At 73.0% G+C, this 15,694-nt stretch carries 9 protein-coding genes; 3 read left to right on the forward strand and 6 right to left on the reverse strand.

What is annotated here, in order from left to right; translation table 11 throughout:
* Positions 1-40: 40 nt before the first annotated feature.
* Positions 41-460 carry a hypothetical protein gene (locus ASG52_RS01085; RefSeq protein WP_056238359.1) on the reverse strand — a complete coding sequence of 140 codons (420 nt, stop codon included), beginning with the start codon at positions 458-460 and terminating at the stop codon, positions 41-43.
* A 182-nt stretch (positions 461-642) separates the two neighbouring features.
* Here ASG52_RS01085 and ASG52_RS01090 point away from each other — a divergent pair, with 182 nt between their 5' ends.
* On the forward strand, positions 643-1,818 hold the full coding sequence (locus tag ASG52_RS01090; protein WP_056237811.1) for a vWA domain-containing protein: 1,176 nt from the start codon (positions 643-645) through the stop codon (positions 1,816-1,818).
* A 127-nt stretch (positions 1,819-1,945) separates the two neighbouring features.
* Here the strand turns inward: ASG52_RS01090 and ASG52_RS01095 are convergent, their stop codons facing one another.
* Positions 1,946-2,266 carry a 2Fe-2S iron-sulfur cluster-binding protein gene (locus tag ASG52_RS01095; RefSeq protein WP_056237814.1) on the reverse strand — a complete coding sequence of 107 codons (321 nt, stop codon included), beginning with the start codon at positions 2,264-2,266 and terminating at the stop codon, positions 1,946-1,948.
* 129 nt (positions 2,267-2,395) lie between these two features.
* Entirely contained in the window at positions 2,396-2,737 is a 342-nt protein-coding gene (locus ASG52_RS01100; RefSeq protein ID WP_056237816.1) for an Hpt domain-containing protein, read from the reverse strand.
* Positions 2,738-3,080: 343 nt separating this feature from the next.
* Between ASG52_RS01100 and ASG52_RS01105 the strand changes: the two genes are divergently transcribed.
* Complete coding sequence (locus tag ASG52_RS01105; protein ID WP_056237819.1) at positions 3,081-11,330, forward strand: apolipoprotein A-IV repeat region-like domain-containing protein; 8,250 nt, start codon at positions 3,081-3,083, stop codon at positions 11,328-11,330.
* 227 nt (positions 11,331-11,557) lie between these two features.
* On the opposite strand, the gene ASG52_RS01110 is transcribed toward ASG52_RS01105, so the two are convergent.
* Positions 11,558-11,998, reverse strand: a complete 441-nt coding sequence (locus ASG52_RS01110; protein ID WP_056237820.1) for a DUF1489 family protein — start codon at positions 11,996-11,998, stop codon at positions 11,558-11,560.
* Positions 11,999-12,332: 334 nt separating this feature from the next.
* Complete coding sequence (locus tag ASG52_RS01115; protein ID WP_056237823.1) at positions 12,333-13,595, reverse strand: hypothetical protein; 1,263 nt, start codon at positions 13,593-13,595, stop codon at positions 12,333-12,335.
* Between the two features lie 150 nt (positions 13,596-13,745).
* Between ASG52_RS01115 and ASG52_RS01120 the strand changes: the two genes are divergently transcribed.
* Positions 13,746-14,924, forward strand: a complete 1,179-nt coding sequence (locus ASG52_RS01120; RefSeq protein WP_056237825.1) for an MFS transporter — start codon at positions 13,746-13,748, stop codon at positions 14,922-14,924.
* A 352-nt stretch (positions 14,925-15,276) separates the two neighbouring features.
* Here the strand turns inward: ASG52_RS01120 and ASG52_RS26805 are convergent, their stop codons facing one another.
* Positions 15,277-15,636 (reverse strand): hypothetical protein, encoded by a 360-nt coding sequence (locus ASG52_RS26805; RefSeq protein WP_156383743.1) that lies wholly within the window; start codon positions 15,634-15,636, stop codon positions 15,277-15,279.
* Between the last annotated feature and the right edge of the window lie 58 nt (positions 15,637-15,694).

Genomic DNA, 15,694 nt, shown 5'->3' on the forward strand with positions numbered 1-15,694 from the left:
ATTGTCGATATTCGTAAGCTGCGGGGCCGTAGCAGTCGGATCAGAAGCCGAACGAGGTCTGCACCGTCGGTCCGCTCGGGGCTGGGCGCGGCGCGGGGCGCGATGACGGGCGATGCTTCGGCTCCGGCTCGGGCAGGCTGCAGCGGTAGACCACGGCGTCCGGCGGACCCAAGGCGGCGTGGAGCGGCACCGTCACGGTGTCGCCGGAGAAGCGCCAGTGGCGCGTGCCGCGGTCCCAGTAGAGCCACACCGTGGCGTCGTGGCCGGCCACGTCGAACACCGCCGCGCGCTTCGACAGCGCCCGCACCGTCCGCGGCTCGTACAAGCCCTTGCGGCGGTAGGCCTCCCGCGAGGCCGCGTCCTGCCGCTCGACGAAGGTGTTCTGGACGATGCGGAGCGTCGCCCCGGGCTTGCGCAGGAACTTTTTGAAGTCGCTCAGGGAGCGCAAGACCACGGGCATCGCCTTCATCCTGTCGTCAAGTCACGGACGCGCACCGCATGATCCGACGCAGCTTCAATGAGGCGGATGACGGTTGTGTGCCGCGCGCGAAGACGCGCAGGGCCGATATCCACCGGAATCCGCCGTCCTCCACAGGAGGCTTCCGGCTTGACCCGCAGGCCCGCCTCGGGCGTTCTGCCCCGATGCTGCTCTCCTTCTTCACGAGCCTGCGCGAGGCCCGCGTCCCGGTCAGCTTGCGCGAATACCTCACCCTGCTCCAGGCGATGGAGCGGGACCTGCCCGAGAAGCGCGTCGAGGAATTCTACTTCCTCGCCCGCACCGTGCTGGTGAAGGACGAGGCCCATCTCGACCGGTTCGACCGCGTTTTCGCCACGGTGTTCAAGGGGCTGGAGACCTTGGGCGAGGCGGTGGAGCCCGCGGCGATCCCCGAGGAATGGCTGCGCAAGCTCGCGGAAAAGTACCTCACCGACGCGGAGAAGGCCGAGCTGAAGGCGCTCGGCTGGGACAAGCTGTTCGAGACCCTGAAGCAGCGCCTCGCCGAGCAGCGGGAGCGCCATCAGGGCGGCTCGAAATGGATCGGCACCGGGGGCACCTCCCCCTTCGGCGCCTACGGCTACAATCCGGAGGGCATCCGCATCGGCCAGGACGGCAACCGCAACTTCCGCGCGGTGAAGGTGTGGGACAAGCGCGAGTTCAAGGACCTCGACGACACCCGCGAACTCGGCACCCGCTCCATGCGGGTGGCGTTGCGTCGCCTGCGCCGCTTCGCCCGCACGGGGGCGGCGGACGAACTCGACCTCGACGGCACGATCCGCGAGAGCGCCCGCCAGGGCTTCATCGACGTGAAGCTGCGGCCGGAGCGGCGCAACGCCGTGAAGGTGCTGCTGTTCCTCGATGTCGGCGGCTCGATGGACTGGCACGTGGAGCTGGCCGAGGAGCTGTTTTCCGCCGCCCGCTCCGAGTTCAAGCACTTCGCCCACTTCTACTTCCACAACTGCCCCTACGAGGCGGTGTGGACGCAGAACCGGCGCCGCCACGAGGAACGCATCCCGCTCTTCGACGTGATCCGCACCTATTCCTCGGACTATCGCGTGGTGTTCGTGGGCGACGCCTCCATGAGCCCTTACGAGATCACCCATCCGGGCGGCTCGGTCGAGCACTGGAACGAGGAGGCGGGCGCGGTCTGGATGCAGCGCGTGCTCGACCACTTCGCCAAGGCGGTCTGGCTCAACCCCGTGCCGCCGGAGAGCTGGGCCTACACCCAATCGATCGGCATGATGCGACGCCTGATGTCCGACCGCATGTTCCCGCTGACGCTGGAAGGCCTCGACGGAGCGATGCGGTCGCTCCTGCGCTAAGTCGAGGTTCCCAAAGGACGAGTCCTTTGGCGGGGCACCGGGGCAGAGCCCCGGTTTCCCTACAAACCAGGGCTCTGCCCCGGACCCGCGAAAGGACTGGTCCTTTCGAAACCTCTTACGAAGTCGCTTACCCTTGGCGGGCCGGGGTCGTGACCTTGAGGCCGTCGAGTTCGGGGCTCACGCGGATCTGGCAGGAGAGGCGCGAGGTGGCGCGCACGTCGGAGGCGAAGTCGAGCATGTCCTGCTCCATCGGCTCGGCCGGGCCGACCTTCTCGGCCCATTCCGCGTCGACGTAGACGTGGCAGGTGGCGCAGGCGCAGGCCCCGCCGCACTCGGCGTCGATGCCGGGCACGTTGTTGCGGATCGCCGTCTCCATCACGGTCGAACCGACCTCGCCGTCGATCGTGCGGGCCGTACCGGCGTGATCGACGAAGGTGATCTTGGGCATGCCTAGCTCCAGGGGCGTCTTTCGCGCGCCGCGCGCGTTCCGACGGATGGCGATTGCTTGAGGGCCGCTGCGCCAGAATGCAAGCCGAGAGATCGACGCGCGGGCCCGCGTGAAACGCGCCCGGCGGCTTCAGGTGCCGGGGCCGGCGCCGTCTTCTTCGATATGCGCCAGCGTGGCCGAGACCGCGGCCTCCAGTGCCGGGAGATCGGGCGCCGCCTCGCCCGCGCGAAGGTCGGCCTCGACCGCGGCGCTGACGGCGGCCACCCGCGCGGCGCCGACGCCGAGCGCCGCGCCCTTCAGGGTGTGGGCGAAGTCGGCCCGCTCCGCGGCCGGCCGGTCTACCGCGGCGATCAGCGGCGTCAGCCGGCGGCCCTGCTCGACGAACAGGCCCAGCACCTCGTCGGCGAGGTCGCCGTCGCCGAAGGTCTGCGCGGTCAGGTGCGCGCGGTCGATCAGGGGAAGCTCACTCATATGATGTTGTCTCGCGCCGTCTCGTCACGGTCTTGTCGGGCGGGTCTCTTCACCCTGCGGCCTATCCCCTGTGGGCGGCTCGTGCCTATCCACAGCGCAGGCCCCCGCGGGGCGTACCGGTTTAACCCGCGGCGCGTCAGAGTTCGAAGCGGACACCCCCTGCCAGGCCCCGGCTTGGTAACCATTCCGTTAAGGTTTTATGGGGGCTCCGCCGGGTTCGCCTATCCGAGGCGCGACCCGCAGGACTAAGGTGCCCCGGTCAAACGGGTAAATCCGTCTTCGCTGCTGAGATCGCCTCCGGGTGTCTCGCGGCCGGACGGCGATGCGTAACGAGGCGTTTTGCATGGCCACCGACAAGAAGCTGAAAGATCCGGCGGAGGCTGCCCTCTCCGCGATCGAGCAGGCTTTGAATCTGGACATCCCGGCCGCGGGCGACGCCGCCCGCGTCGAGCCGCGCCTGCCCGATGTCGGCGACAACGATCCCCTCTCCGATCCGCTGGCCGAGGCCAACGGGCGGCGCATGCCCAACCTCGACCTCGACAACGTCGGCGATCTGCCGCCCGAGCGCCGCTCCCGCCGCGAGGGCGGCCTTCTGCCGCCCGACCGCTCGCTGGTCGCCAACGACGACCGTCAGAACATCGGCATCCTGCAGCAGACGCTTCGGGTGCGCCCGTCGCGCAAGCCCTACGTGTTCGCCGGCATCGCCTCGTTCCTGTGGCTCAACGGCCTCGTCGCGCTCGCCTGGAACCAGTCCGGCGGCGACCTGAAGGCCTTCATCACCGGGCTCACCGCCCTCCAGGCCGCGGTGGTGGCCACCGCCATCGCCGGTCCGATCGTGCTGTTCCTCATCACCGCGATGCTGGCGGTGCGCGCCCACGAGATGCGCCTCGTCGCCCGCGCGGTCGGCGAGGTCGCCATCCGCCTCGCCGAGCCCGAGAGCTTCTCGACGGATGCCGTGCTGACCATGTCGCAGACCGTGCGCCGCGAGGTCGCCGCCGTCGGCGACGGCGTCGAGCGGGCGCTGGCGCGGGCCGGCGAACTCGAAACCCTGGTGCGCGGCGAGATTTCGACCCTGGAGCGGGCCTATTCGGACAACGAGATCCGCATCCGGACGCTCGTCGACGAGCTGATCGCGCAGCGCGAGTCGATCGTGGCCAACGCCGACCGGGTGCGTGGCGCCATCGCCGGCTCCCATGAGAACCTGTCCTCCGAACTCGACGGCGCGGCCGAGCGCATCGTCGCGGCGATCACCGGCGCGGGCGAGCGCGTCACCGGCGCGCTCGATTCCCGCAGCGGTGCCATCACCACGGCGCTGATCGAGGTCGGCGACCGGGTGGTCGGCAACGTCTCGACCCGCGGCGACGACCTCGTGCGCCAGATCGAGGCGACCAGCGCGGGCGTGCGCGGCAGCCTGGAGACGATCGGCACCGACCTCACCGCCACGCTGCAGCAGCGCGCCGACGAGGTCACCCAGGCCTTCGAGCGCACCGGCGGCGCGCTCACCCGCACGCTGGCCGACAATGCCGGCGCGGTGGCGCAATCCCTGGCCCAAACCGGCACGACCCTGATCGCGGCGCTCGACCAACAAGGCGGCGCCGTGCGCGAGACCTTCGAGCGCTCGGCCAAGGGCCTGGAGGAGACCTTCCTCTCCCGCGGCACCGAGCTGACCGACCGCTTCGCCGAGACCGGCGGCACCATCACGGCCCGCTTCGCCGAGACCGGCGAGGGCCTGCGCCAGCAATTCGCCGCCACCGGCACCGGCATCGCCGAGGACATTTCCGCCCGCGGCGCGGTGCTCCGCGCCGAGATCGAGACCGCCGGCACCGGCGTGTCGGAGCTGATCGACAGCCGCGGCCGCGACGCCCAGGCCGCGCTGGCCATCGCCGCCGGCAGCGTCGCCCAGGATTTCTCCGCCCGCGCCGAGCGGGTGCGCGACGAACTCGTCGCCGCGGCGGCGAAGGCCGCCGAGGGCGTGGACGGCCGCGGCGGCGAACTCGCCGGCCGGATCGAGGCCGTCGCCGACCGCCTCGACGAGACCATTGCGGTGCGCGGCACCGCCCTCGCCTCCGGCCTCGACGGCACGGCCGAGCGCGTCGCCGGTCTGATGAGCGGGCGCGCGTCCGAGGCCGTCGCCCAGGTCGAGCAGGCCCTGGCCGGCCTGGGCCAGGGCTTCGTGGCGAGCGCGGACCGCACCGCCGCCACCCTGCGCGAGAGCGTCGAGCGCCTCGGCGCCGACTTCACCGCCCGCTCCGGCGGCGCGGGCGAAGCCATCCGCCGCGGGGCGGAGGAGACCGCTCTGGCGCTGACCGCCAGCGTCGGCGAGGTCGAGAACCGCCTGCGCGAGGCCGCCGCCGCCGCCGCCGCGCTGCTCGCAGCCGGCTCAGTCGAGTCCGCCGAGCGGATCGCCCGCGCCTCCGACGAGACCGCGGGCGCCGCCCGCGCCCGCGCCGACGAGATGGTCGCCCGCCTTAGCGAGGCCGGCGAGGCTCTGCGCCGCGCCGCCGACGAGGCCGCCGGATCGGTCGCCGCCCACTCCACCGACGTGGTCGCGGGCTTCCGCGGCGCCGCCGACGGCGTCGGCTCCGAGCTCTCCGCCCGTACTGACGCCGCCGTCCAGTCCCTGCGCGACGCGCTCGCCCGCGTCTCCGACGAGCTCTCCGCTCGCAGCACCGAGGCGACCGGCGCGCTCGCGCTCGCCGCGGGCCATGCCGGCGGCGAGATCGCCAGCCGCACCGATCAATCGCTCCAGACCCTGCGCGACGCCCTGCACCGGGCCGGCGACGAGCTGTCCGTCCGCAGCCAGGAGGCCACCGGCTCGCTCTCCCTCGTGGCCGGTCAGGCCGGTGGCGAGATCGCGGCCCGCACCGAGCGCGCGGCCGACGAGCTGCGCGGCCTGCTGCATCAGGTGACCCAGGAGATCGCCGCCCGCGGCGCCGAGGCCACCGGCACGCTCGCCCTCACGGCGACCCAGGCCGGCGGCGCCTTCGGTGACCGCGCCGAGCGCGCGGCCCAGGAACTGCGCGATCTCCTCGACCGGGTTTCGGCCGAGATCGCCGCCCGTGGCGACGCGGCGAGCGGCGCGCTCGTCCGCGCCGCCGAGCAGGTCGGGGCCGAGATCGGCCACCGCGCCGAGGGCTCGCTCCAAACGCTCCGCGAGGCCATCGCCCGCCTCGGTGAGGAACTGACGGCGCGGAGCAACGAGGCCACCACTGCCCTCGCCCGCACCGCCGAGCAGGCCGGCAGCGAGGTCGGCGGCCGGACCGAGGATTCGCTCCGCACCCTGCGCGAGACCATTGCCCACCTCGGCGATGAACTGTCGGCCCGCAGCCAGGAGGCCACCGCCGCGCTGGCCCGCACCGCCGATCAGGTCGGCGGCGACGTGACCGGCCGCACCGAGACCGCGCTGCTGGCGCTCCGCGAGGCCCTGACCCGTATCGGTGAGGAAGTCGCGGCCCGCGGCGAGTCCGTCTCCGGCGAGATGGCCCGCACGGCGCAAGGCGTCGGGGCCGACCTCTCGGCCCGCCTCGGCGAGCTGGAAGGGGCGCTCAGTGACCACGGTCGCGGCGCCGTCGGCCTCATCGGCACGCATTCGGACGACGCCCGCGCCAAGCTGGAGGGGGCCGGCCGCGAGATCGTGCTCGCCATCACCGAGCATGCCGCCCGCGTCGGCGACGCGCTCAACCGCAGCCACGCCGCCTTCGCCGAGACCGCCGAGGGCCGCGCCAAGGCCGTGGAAGACGTGCTCGGCAATCGGCTGGCCGCTCTCCACGACATCATCGCCCGCGGCGACATCCTCGCCGAGCGGATCGACGGCGGCGCCCGTGCGCTCGGCGAGGCGGTCGATGGCCGCCTGTCGCGGATCGACCACGCGATCACGGTACAGGGCCAGTCGCTGGTGACGGCGTTGACCGACCGCGAGCACTCCGTCGCCGAGACGGTCGCGGCCCGCATCGCCGAGATCGAGGCCAGCTCCGCCCGCCGGACCGCCGAGATCGGCGAGACCTTCGCCTCGCTCGCGGGTCAGGTCGATGACCGCCTCGGCGCGCGGGCCACCGCCCTCAACGAGGCTTTGGTGCTGCGCACCGTCGAGATCGCCCGCACCCTGTCGGAGGGCGACCGCTCGCTGGGCGACGCCCTCGACCGCCGCGTCGCCGACCTCGCGCAGAACCTCGACCGCGCCGCGGGCGACGTCGTGCGCCGCCTCGACGAGGGCGCCGGCCGCCTCGACACCGGCGTGCTCGCCCGCCTCGGCACGCTGTCGGCCACCCTCGACGAGCGCACCCGCCAGCTCGACGAGAATTTCGGCGTCCAGGCCCTGGAGGCCGTGCGCCTGATCGAGACCCGCACCCGCGAGGTGGACGAGGCGCTGACCCGCCGCATCCGCGAGCTGGTCGGCCTGATGGAGACCCGCAGCGGCGGCGCCAGCGACGCGCTGACCGGCCAGATCGCGGCGATCGAGCGCCTGTTCGACGAGCGCGCCGAGAGCCTGTCCCGGCTGTTCGACGAGCGCGGCGGCTCGGTCGCCGACGACCTCGAAAGCCGCGGCCGCGCCGTCGCGGATGGCCTCGGCCAGCGCCTCGCCGAGATCGGCTCGGCGCTCGACCAGGGCGGCACCTCGCTCGGCGAGTTGCTCGACCGGCGCGGCACGACTCTGCTCGCCGGTCTGCGCGACCTCGTCGCCCAGACCGACGGCCTGCTCGGTGACGGCGGCGGGCGCCTGCGCGCCGCGCTCGATGCCCATCGCGACGAGATTCGTGCGCTCCTCGACGGGCGCGGCGAGGAGCTGCGCGGCCTCATGACCGACGGCGCCGAGGCCGTGCGCGGCCGGTTCGACCAGGGTCTCACCGGCCTGCGGGCGACGCTGGACGAGCGCGCCCACGCGGTGCAGGACGTCCTCGACGGTCGCACGGGTGAAATCCGCGCGCTGCTCGACAGCCGCACCACCGAGCTGCGCGGCCTCGTCGAGGGCGGGGAGGCGGGCCTGCGCTCGACCTTCGAAACGGGCCTGACCGGCCTTGCCGGTACGCTCGACGAGCGCACCCGCGAGGTTCGCGACATTCTCGACGGCCGCTCGGGCGACATCCGCTCCCTGCTCGACAGCCGCACCCTGACGCTGCGCGACCTCGTGGAAGGCAGCGAATCCGGCATCCGCGGCGGCTTCGATGCCGCGCTCGCCACCCTGCGCCAAGCCCTCGACGAGCGCACCCGCGAGGTGCAGGACGTGCTCGACGGCCGCGCGGGCGAGATCCGCTCGCTGCTCGACAGCCGCACCACCGAACTGCGCGGCCTCGTCGAAGGCGGCGAAGCCGGCCTGCGCGGCGGCCTCGACACCGGGCTCGCCGCCTTCCGCCAGACGCTCGACGAGCGCGCCCGCACGGTCCAGGATCTGCTCGACAGCCGCACCAACGAGATCCGGGCGCTGCTCGACGGCCACGCCGGCCGCCTCGACGCCGACATGCAGGGCCGCATCCTGCCGCTGCACGACACCCTGGCCGAGCGTGCCAACGCCCTCGTCACCACGCTGGAGGGCGGCCTGACCCGCGCCGCGGGCGAGGTCGACGCCCGCACGCAGGGCATCGCCGCGCTGTTCGACCAGCGCCTCGGCGTGCTGGGCGACCTCGTGGACGGCCGCGGCCTCCAGATCGCCCGCACCGTCGATACGCGGGCGCAGGAGCTGCGCGCCCTGTTCGACGAGATCCACGCCACCCTCGACACCCTGGTGGACGACCGCTCGACGGCGCTGACCGGCCGCCTCGACGCCCAGGCGAAAGCGATGATCGCGATCTTCGACGAGCGCATGAAGAGCCTCGACGGCGTGGTCGAGGGCCGCTCCGCCGCCTTCGCCCAGCTCGTCGCCGGACAGGCCGACCTGCTCGGCCGCTCGGTGGACGAGCGCAGCGCCGCCTTCACCGCCCGCATCGACGCGCGGCTGCGCGCCTTCGCCACCGTGGTGGCGACCCGCGCCGACGCCCTGGCCGAAGCCTTCGACGAGCGCCAGGACGCCTACGCCGCCATGGTGGACGGCGGCACCGCCCGGATGGTCGCGACTTTGGACGAGCGCGCCAAGCAGCAGACCGCGATCGAGGCCGGCCTGCGCGAGCGCCACGACGCCTTCGCCGCCCTGATGGAGAGCGGCGCCGGCCGCATCGCCTCGGCGCTGGACGAGCGCCTCGCCGGCCTCGGCGCCACGCTCACCGAGCGCCAGCAGGCGCTGGCCGCCCTGGTCGAGGATGCTGCCGGCCGGATCGCCGCAGCGCTCGACGAGCGCAAGGCCGGACTCGACACGGCGCTCACCGAGCGTCAGCAGGCCCTGGCCTCCGTGGTGGAGAGCGGGGCCGGCCGGATGGTCTCGGTTCTGGACGAGCGCGCGCAGCGTCAGGCCACCGCGATCGAGGCCGGCACCGCCCGGATCGCCGCGGCGCTCGACGAGCGCGCCGAGCGCCATGCGGGTCTCGACGCCGCCCTCACAGAGCGCGAGCAGGCCTTCGCGGCACTGATCGAGACCGGGACCGGGCGCATGGTCGCGGCTCTGGACGAGCGCGCCCAGCGTCAGGCGGCTCTCGACGCCGCCCTCACGCGGAGCCGTGACGCCTTCACCGCCTTGGTCGCGGATGGTACCGCCCGCCTCGCCGCGACGTTGGACGAGCGCGCCGAGCGTCAGGCGAGCCTCACCGCCGATCTCACCGAGCGGCATCAGGCCTTCGCCGCGCTGGTCGAGACCGGCACCGGCCGCATGGTCGCGGCGCTCGACGAGCGTGCCAAGCGCCACGCCGCCTTGGCGCAGGCCCATGCCGAGGCTTTGGGCACGGTGCTGGACCAGCGCAACGCGGCGCTGACCCGCCTGATCGACGGCCCGGCCGCCGCGCTCGCCGCCGCCCTCGCCGAGCGCGAGGAGGCGCTGGATCGGCTCATCGCCGAGAAGGGCGCCCCGCTTGCCGAGACCCTGCGCGAGCGCACCGAGGCATTGACCATGCTGACGCACCAGTCGGCCGATGCGCTCCGCGCGGCGCTGGACCAGGGCGCGGCCTCCTCCGTCGCCGCGCTCGCCGAGGCCGACGAGCGGGTGCGCGAGGGTGCGGGCGCCGTCGTCGCCCGGATCGAGCGCGCCAATGCCGGCCTCAAGGACCTCGTGGACGGCGCGAGCCAGAACCTCGGGGCGGTCGAGCAGGGCCTCGGCGCCCGCGTCGAGCAGATCCAGTCGGCCCTCGACCGGATCGCCGCGGAGACCGGCCGCGGTGCCGAGCGGGTCTCGGCCCAGGTCGTGGCGCTCCGCGAAGTCTCGCAGGGGGCGCTGCAGCAGGCGGCCTCCCTCGCCGAGACCTTTGAGGCCCGCGGCACGGCGCTCGCCGAGCGCACCGGCGCCCAGGTCTCGGCGCTCGCCGGCGCGGCCTCGGAACTGGAAGCGGTCGAGGCGCGCCTCGCCGAGAGCCTTGCGGCCCGCCAAGCCGCGGTCGAGGCGGCGCTCGCCCGTATCGAGGAGCGCACCCGCGACATCGAGGCCCGCACCGGCCGCTTCGGCGGCGTGGTCGAGGAGACGCTGCGCACCGCCGAAACCCGCGCAAAGGAACTCGGCGACAGCCTGTCCCAGGCGGCCAAGACCGCGGGCGCGGCGGTGGCGGGCGACTTCGAGCGTCTGCGCACGGGCGCCGGCGAGGAGAGCACCCGCACCGCGGGCGCCGTGCGCGAGGCGATCGAATCGGCCTCCGCCCGGATGATGGAGAGCTTCTCGGCCGCCTCCGACAGCTTCGGCGCCTCGGTCGTGCGGATGAGCGAGATGGCCGCCGAGATCCGTCGCGAGCTCGACGCCACCCGCGCCGACCTCCAGCGCGGCGTGCTCGAACTCCCCCGCGAGACCCAGGACGCGACGAGCGAGATGCGCCGCGTCGTGGCCGAGCAGATCGACGCGCTCAACGAGCTTTCCGCCCTGGTGGCCCGCTCGAACCGCTCCGTCGATGTCGCCCAACCCCGCGCCGCGGCGCAGGGGCGTGCCGCCGCCCCGCAGGCCCCTGCCCCGCAGCCGGTTCGCACCCCCGCCGCGCAGGCCCCGGCTCGTCCGCAGGCGGCCCCGGCCCCGACGCCCGCGCGGCCCGCCGCGCAGGCGCCGGTTCAGGGCAAGCCCGGCACCCGCGACAACCGCGGCTGGCTGTCCGACCTGCTGACCCGCGCCTCGATCGACGACGAGGAGGGCGCCGCCCCGGCTCCCGCTCCGGCCCAGGCCGCCACGCCCGTGCCCGAGGCCCCGGCGGAGCGGGTCTCGCTCGACGCGATCTCGACCGACATCGCCCGGATGGTCGATCATCAGGCCTCGGTCGAGTTCTGGCAGCGCTACCGCCGCGGCGAGTCCGACCTGTTCGACGGTCGCCTCTACACGGCGCAGGGTCGCCAGACCTTCGAGCAGATCCAGCGCCGCTACCGCGCCGACGCCGACTTCCGCCGCACGGTGGACCGCTACGTCGGCGAGTTCGAGCGCCTGCTCGGCGAGGTCACCAAGAACGACCGCGACACCCGCCGCGCCGACGCCTACCTCACCTCCGAGACCGGCAAGGTCTACACCATGCTGGCGCATGCCAGCGGCCGGTTCGACGAGATGTGAGGCGAGGGCGCCGTCGAGACGATGGGAAGGGGGCCTCGCGGCCCCCTTCTTCGTTTCGGATCACAGTGCTCCCACAACCCCCCCCTCATCCTGAGGTGCGGAGCGAAGCGGAGCCTCGAAGGAGGGCTCCAGGGATCGCGCGCGAGCTGGAGCCCTCCTTCGAGGCCCGCTGACGCGGGCACCTCAGGATGAGGGGGATGGGTGGGAGACGCGCCGGTCGGCGGCGCTCAGATCAACCCGAGCGCCACCAATTCCCGCCGCAGGCTCTCCGGCATCTCGGCGATGTCGCCCGCGCTCAGGCGATCGAGGTCGGGCGGGGCGTCGGCGGGTTCCAGGTAGCGCCAGCCCTGGAACGGGCGGCAGGGGCGGGGGGCGACCGGCGTCACCGCGGGATCGAGGACGAGGCGGCAGCGGTCGATGCCGTCGGTGCCGGTGAACGGCTCGATCGCCAGGATCGGCTGGCGGCAGCTCAGCGCGCCCTTCATCACCCAGTAGATCGAGCCCTGCCCGGCGATGGACGCGGCGCGCTTCGGCACCATGCGGGTGACGTGGGACGGGCGCGGGTCGGCGCCGACGCTCAGGGCCACCTCGCGGTGCCCGGCGATCCGCGCCTCCAATTCCCCGATCGAGGCGGGGCCGACGCACAGCTTCAGGAGATGCAGGGCCATGGCCGGGTCGGTGACGGGATGAGGAAAGGCGGGCAGGGCGCCCGTGCGCTTACCCCGCCGCGGCGCATCCGGGAACCGTCATCCGCGTCGCGGTGGGGTTTCCGACGCAGGTTGGGGCAGGCCAGCGCCCTGCCCCGGCAATCCACGGCCGTCATTCCGGGGCGCCGTAGGCGAACCCGGAATCCACGACTGGCCGCGACGGCTCGCTTCAAGCCGTGTATCCCGCATTACGGGTGGATTCCGGGTTCCGCTGCGCGGCCCCGGAATGACGGCGTATCGTGAATGAACACCATCTCTGACCGTGCCGGTGCAGGGCCGTCACAGGCCCCTGCCCTCACGCGAACAGCGCGATCTTCTCCTCGATGCTGAGTTCGTCGAGGTCGAGGAAGGCGGCGGCGAGGTCGTCCACTTCCGCCGGGGCCGGCGCGGAGGCTTTTTCGGCGGCGGTGGGCGCCGCCTCGGCGGCCGGCTGAGCGGTGTCGGCGGGCGGGTCGAACAGGTCGCCGAGGGCGGCCTCCGCCACGGCTTCGTCCGCGGTGATCGCGTCCTCGGTCGGTTCGTCCTCTTCGACGTCCTGCGCCAGCAGCGCTTCGGCCAGGGCGGCCACCGCGCGATCGGCGGCGGCTTCGGCCGCATCCGGGGCGGGCTCGGGCGTCTGCGGTTCGGCGACGGCGTTTTCCGCAACAGCCACCTGGGCCAGGGCCTCGGTGTCGATGTCGGCCACCGCCTCGGCGGCAAAGTCGGCGGCAAGATCGGCCGCGATGTCCGCCGGAGCCACGGCCATCTCCGGCGCGGCGCCCTCCCCCTCCCCGTCGAACGAGTCGGCGGGCACGAAGGCCAGATCGTCGTGCAGCGCCACCGCCGAGAGCGGCGGGCGCGTCGGCGCCACGGGGGCCGCCGGGCTTTCCATGTCGAGGAAGCGATCGACGTCGGTCTGGTCGAGGGCGGCGTTGAGGGTCGCGGCGGTGTCGCGGCGGATGCGGGCCTCGGCATCGAGGTCCGGCACGCCCTCCTCCGGTCCCCAGATGCCGATCATCGAGGCGATCCGGTCTTCCAGGTAGCGCAGCGTATGCACGATGCGGCTCGTGCGCTGCGCCGTCAGATCCTGGAACGAGCAGGCGGTGTAGATTCCCGTGGCGTGGCGGTCGAGGTCGTCGCAGAGCGCGCCGTCGGCGCCGGTCTCGCGCAGCGTCCATGCAGCCTCCTGCACGGCTTCCGCCGCGCCGAGAATGTCCGAGGTCGCCCGCTCGGTGGCGCGCACGATGGAATCGAGCGCTTCCGAGGCCACCGTCAGGCGGCTCTCGCCGTGGTCGGGGGCGGTGAGCGCGGCCACCTCCGCCCGGGTGCGGGCGATGGCGTCGGCCATGTCCATTAGGTCGCCGCGGAAGCGGACCACATCCTCGCCGCCGCCCCGCTCGCCCGTCACCGCCGATTCGAGCCGGTGGATCGCCCCGAGCAGCACGTCGGTGTCGGCGTTGCGGTTGCGCCGCGCGTACTCCTCCAGAAACCAGCGGCCGCGCTCGGTCTCCCGGACGGCAGCCTCGATCAGGTCGTACTGCGACGCATCATGGGGCGTCAGGGAACGCGAACTCGACATCACACCCCGCAAGGACACGGGCGCCCGCGACAGCCGCAGGCCCGCGACGTTTGACGGACAGGCATGACCTTGACAGGTGTCGTTTAACGGCTGCTTACGCTAACCCCTGCCCTCCCCCTCGGACGCGCATCACGACGGGACCGGCGGCCCTTGTCCTCACCCTCCCCCGCGACCGAACCCGATCCTCTTCGGCTCGGCCTGCTCTACGCGGTCGTCTTCGTCGAGATCGGCGTGGCGATGCCGTTCATGCCGGTCTGGCTCGGCGCGCTCGGGCTCGATCCGGGGGTGATCGGCCTGCTGCTGGCACTCCCCATCGCCACCAAGATCGTGGCGACGCGCCCGCTCACCGGCCTGATCGACCGCGGCGTCGCCCCGCGCACGCTGCTGGCGGTGGGCAGCCTGATGTTGGCTCTCACCTACGCCCTGATGCCGGCGGCGGCGGGATGGGCCGTGACTTTGCTCGGACTGCTCGTCGTCCTCAACGCCGCCGCGCAGGCGCCGCTCGTGCCGAGCATCGACTACCTGACGCTCGCCGCCGCCCGACGCGCCCCCAAAAAAATCGACTACGCCCGCATCCGGATGTTCGGTTCGGTCGCCTTCCTGCTCGCCAACCTCGCGGGCGGGGCCCTGCTCGGGGCGCTCGGCGGGCAGGTGGCGGTGCCGCTGCTGCTCACCGGCCTCGCGCTCATCGCCGCGACCGTGGCGCTCGCGACGGGCGAGCGCGCCGCCCCGCGCGAGCCGCGGGCCGCGGTGGCGGGCCCGCCCCCTCGCCTGCCGCGGAGGCTGTGGCTCACCATCGGCGCGGCGGCGCTGATCCAGGCGAGCCACGCGGCGATCTACGCCTTCGGCAGTTTGAGCTGGGCCGCGCACGGCGTCTCGGCGCCGTGGATCGGCGCGCTCTGGGCCATCGGCGTCGCCGCCGAGATCGCGCTGTTCGCCGGGCTCGCTCGGCTGCCCGCGCGCTGGCGCAGACCGTTCCGCCTGCTGGCGCTCGGCGGCATCGCCGCGGCTTTGCGGGCTGTGGGCCTGAGTTTCGCGGAAGGGAATCTCGCCCTGCTCGTGCCGCTGCAGATGCTGCACGCCCTCACCTTCGGGGCGACGCATCTGGGCGCGATGAACGCGGTCTCGGCCTTCGCCCCCGACGGGGCGCGGGGCCGGGCGCAAGGCACGGTCGGGGCCTCGACCGCCCTGGTCTCGGCGCTGGCGACGCTCGCCTGCGGGGCGGTCTACGGCGCGCTCGGCAGCGGCGCGACCTTTTTGATGATGGCGCCGCTGGCGGTGAGCGGGCTCTGCCTCGTCGCGCTTGCCAGCAGGACGGCCCGCGCCTGAGCGACGGGCCGACCGTATCCGCAAAGGTGATCCTGCGGCGCCCGCCCGATCAGTGGAAGACGCCGAAGAACCACAGCAGCAGAATGATCGGCAGCGGAATGCCGATCAACCAGAGCAGGCCACCTTTGAGCATGGATCGTCCCTCCGTCTTCGATGCGGGAAGATCGCGGTGTCCGGCTTTGTTCCGGGATGCGGGAAGGCTTTTCTGCGGGCCGGGGGAAGAGTGAGCACCAGCTCATGTGATGAGGCCGACGCGGACAGATCGAGCGCACCGTCCCGAATCCGGGATCGAGGACGACGCGCTCGCCGATGCGCGGGGCGGCGCGCCTTGCTGGCGCCGCCGCTCGAACGGTCAGCAGCTACAGCCGAAGTTCTTCTGAACGATGCGCTGACCCGCCACGGAAACCGTCACCTCGACCCCGCACGGGATGCCCCATTTCGTGCAGATGTCGATGCAGGCCTGAGCGGCGGTGCCGTTGGGAATCCATGACGGAACCGGAAGGCAGACGCTTCCGATGCCGAGTGGAAGGTTGAGGCACACCTGCCCATTCTGGACGGTGACGCTGATACACTGGGCCGCAACCTTCAGCGAACCGTCGTCCAGAGGCGTTTGATTGTTGGTTGCTTTCGGCATCCTGTCTTGTGCATGCCGACGCGCCGCTTCCAGTGCCTGATCGATCGATTGCGGATCGAATTCCGGATGGTTTGCCATCGTTTTCTCCCATGAAGACAGCGAATCGCTTCGCTGTCCCACATGAATGCACGTGGGA

It is taken from the genome of Methylobacterium sp. Leaf456 (assembly GCF_001425465.1).
Lineage (GTDB): Bacteria > Pseudomonadota > Alphaproteobacteria > Rhizobiales > Beijerinckiaceae > Methylobacterium.

Bases quoted from the DNA above. Each gene is read 5' to 3' on its own strand.
- ASG52_RS01085 (WP_056238359.1), bottom strand. From the start codon at position 460: ATGCCCGTGGTCTTGCGCTCCCTGAGCGACTTCAAAAAGTTCCTGCGC.
- ASG52_RS01090 (WP_056237811.1), top strand. From the start codon at position 643: ATGCTGCTCTCCTTCTTCACGAGCCTGCGCGAGGCCCGCGTCCCGGTC.
- ASG52_RS01095 (WP_056237814.1), bottom strand. From the start codon at position 2,266: ATGCCCAAGATCACCTTCGTCGATCACGCCGGTACGGCCCGCACGATC.
- ASG52_RS01100 (WP_056237816.1), bottom strand. From the start codon at position 2,737: ATGAGTGAGCTTCCCCTGATCGACCGCGCGCACCTGACCGCGCAGACC.
- ASG52_RS01105 (WP_056237819.1), top strand. From the start codon at position 3,081: ATGGCCACCGACAAGAAGCTGAAAGATCCGGCGGAGGCTGCCCTCTCC.
- ASG52_RS01110 (WP_056237820.1), bottom strand. From the start codon at position 11,998: ATGGCCCTGCATCTCCTGAAGCTGTGCGTCGGCCCCGCCTCGATCGGG.
- ASG52_RS01115 (WP_056237823.1), bottom strand. From the start codon at position 13,595: ATGTCGAGTTCGCGTTCCCTGACGCCCCATGATGCGTCGCAGTACGAC.
- ASG52_RS26805 (WP_156383743.1), bottom strand. From the start codon at position 15,636: ATGGCAAACCATCCGGAATTCGATCCGCAATCGATCGATCAGGCACTG.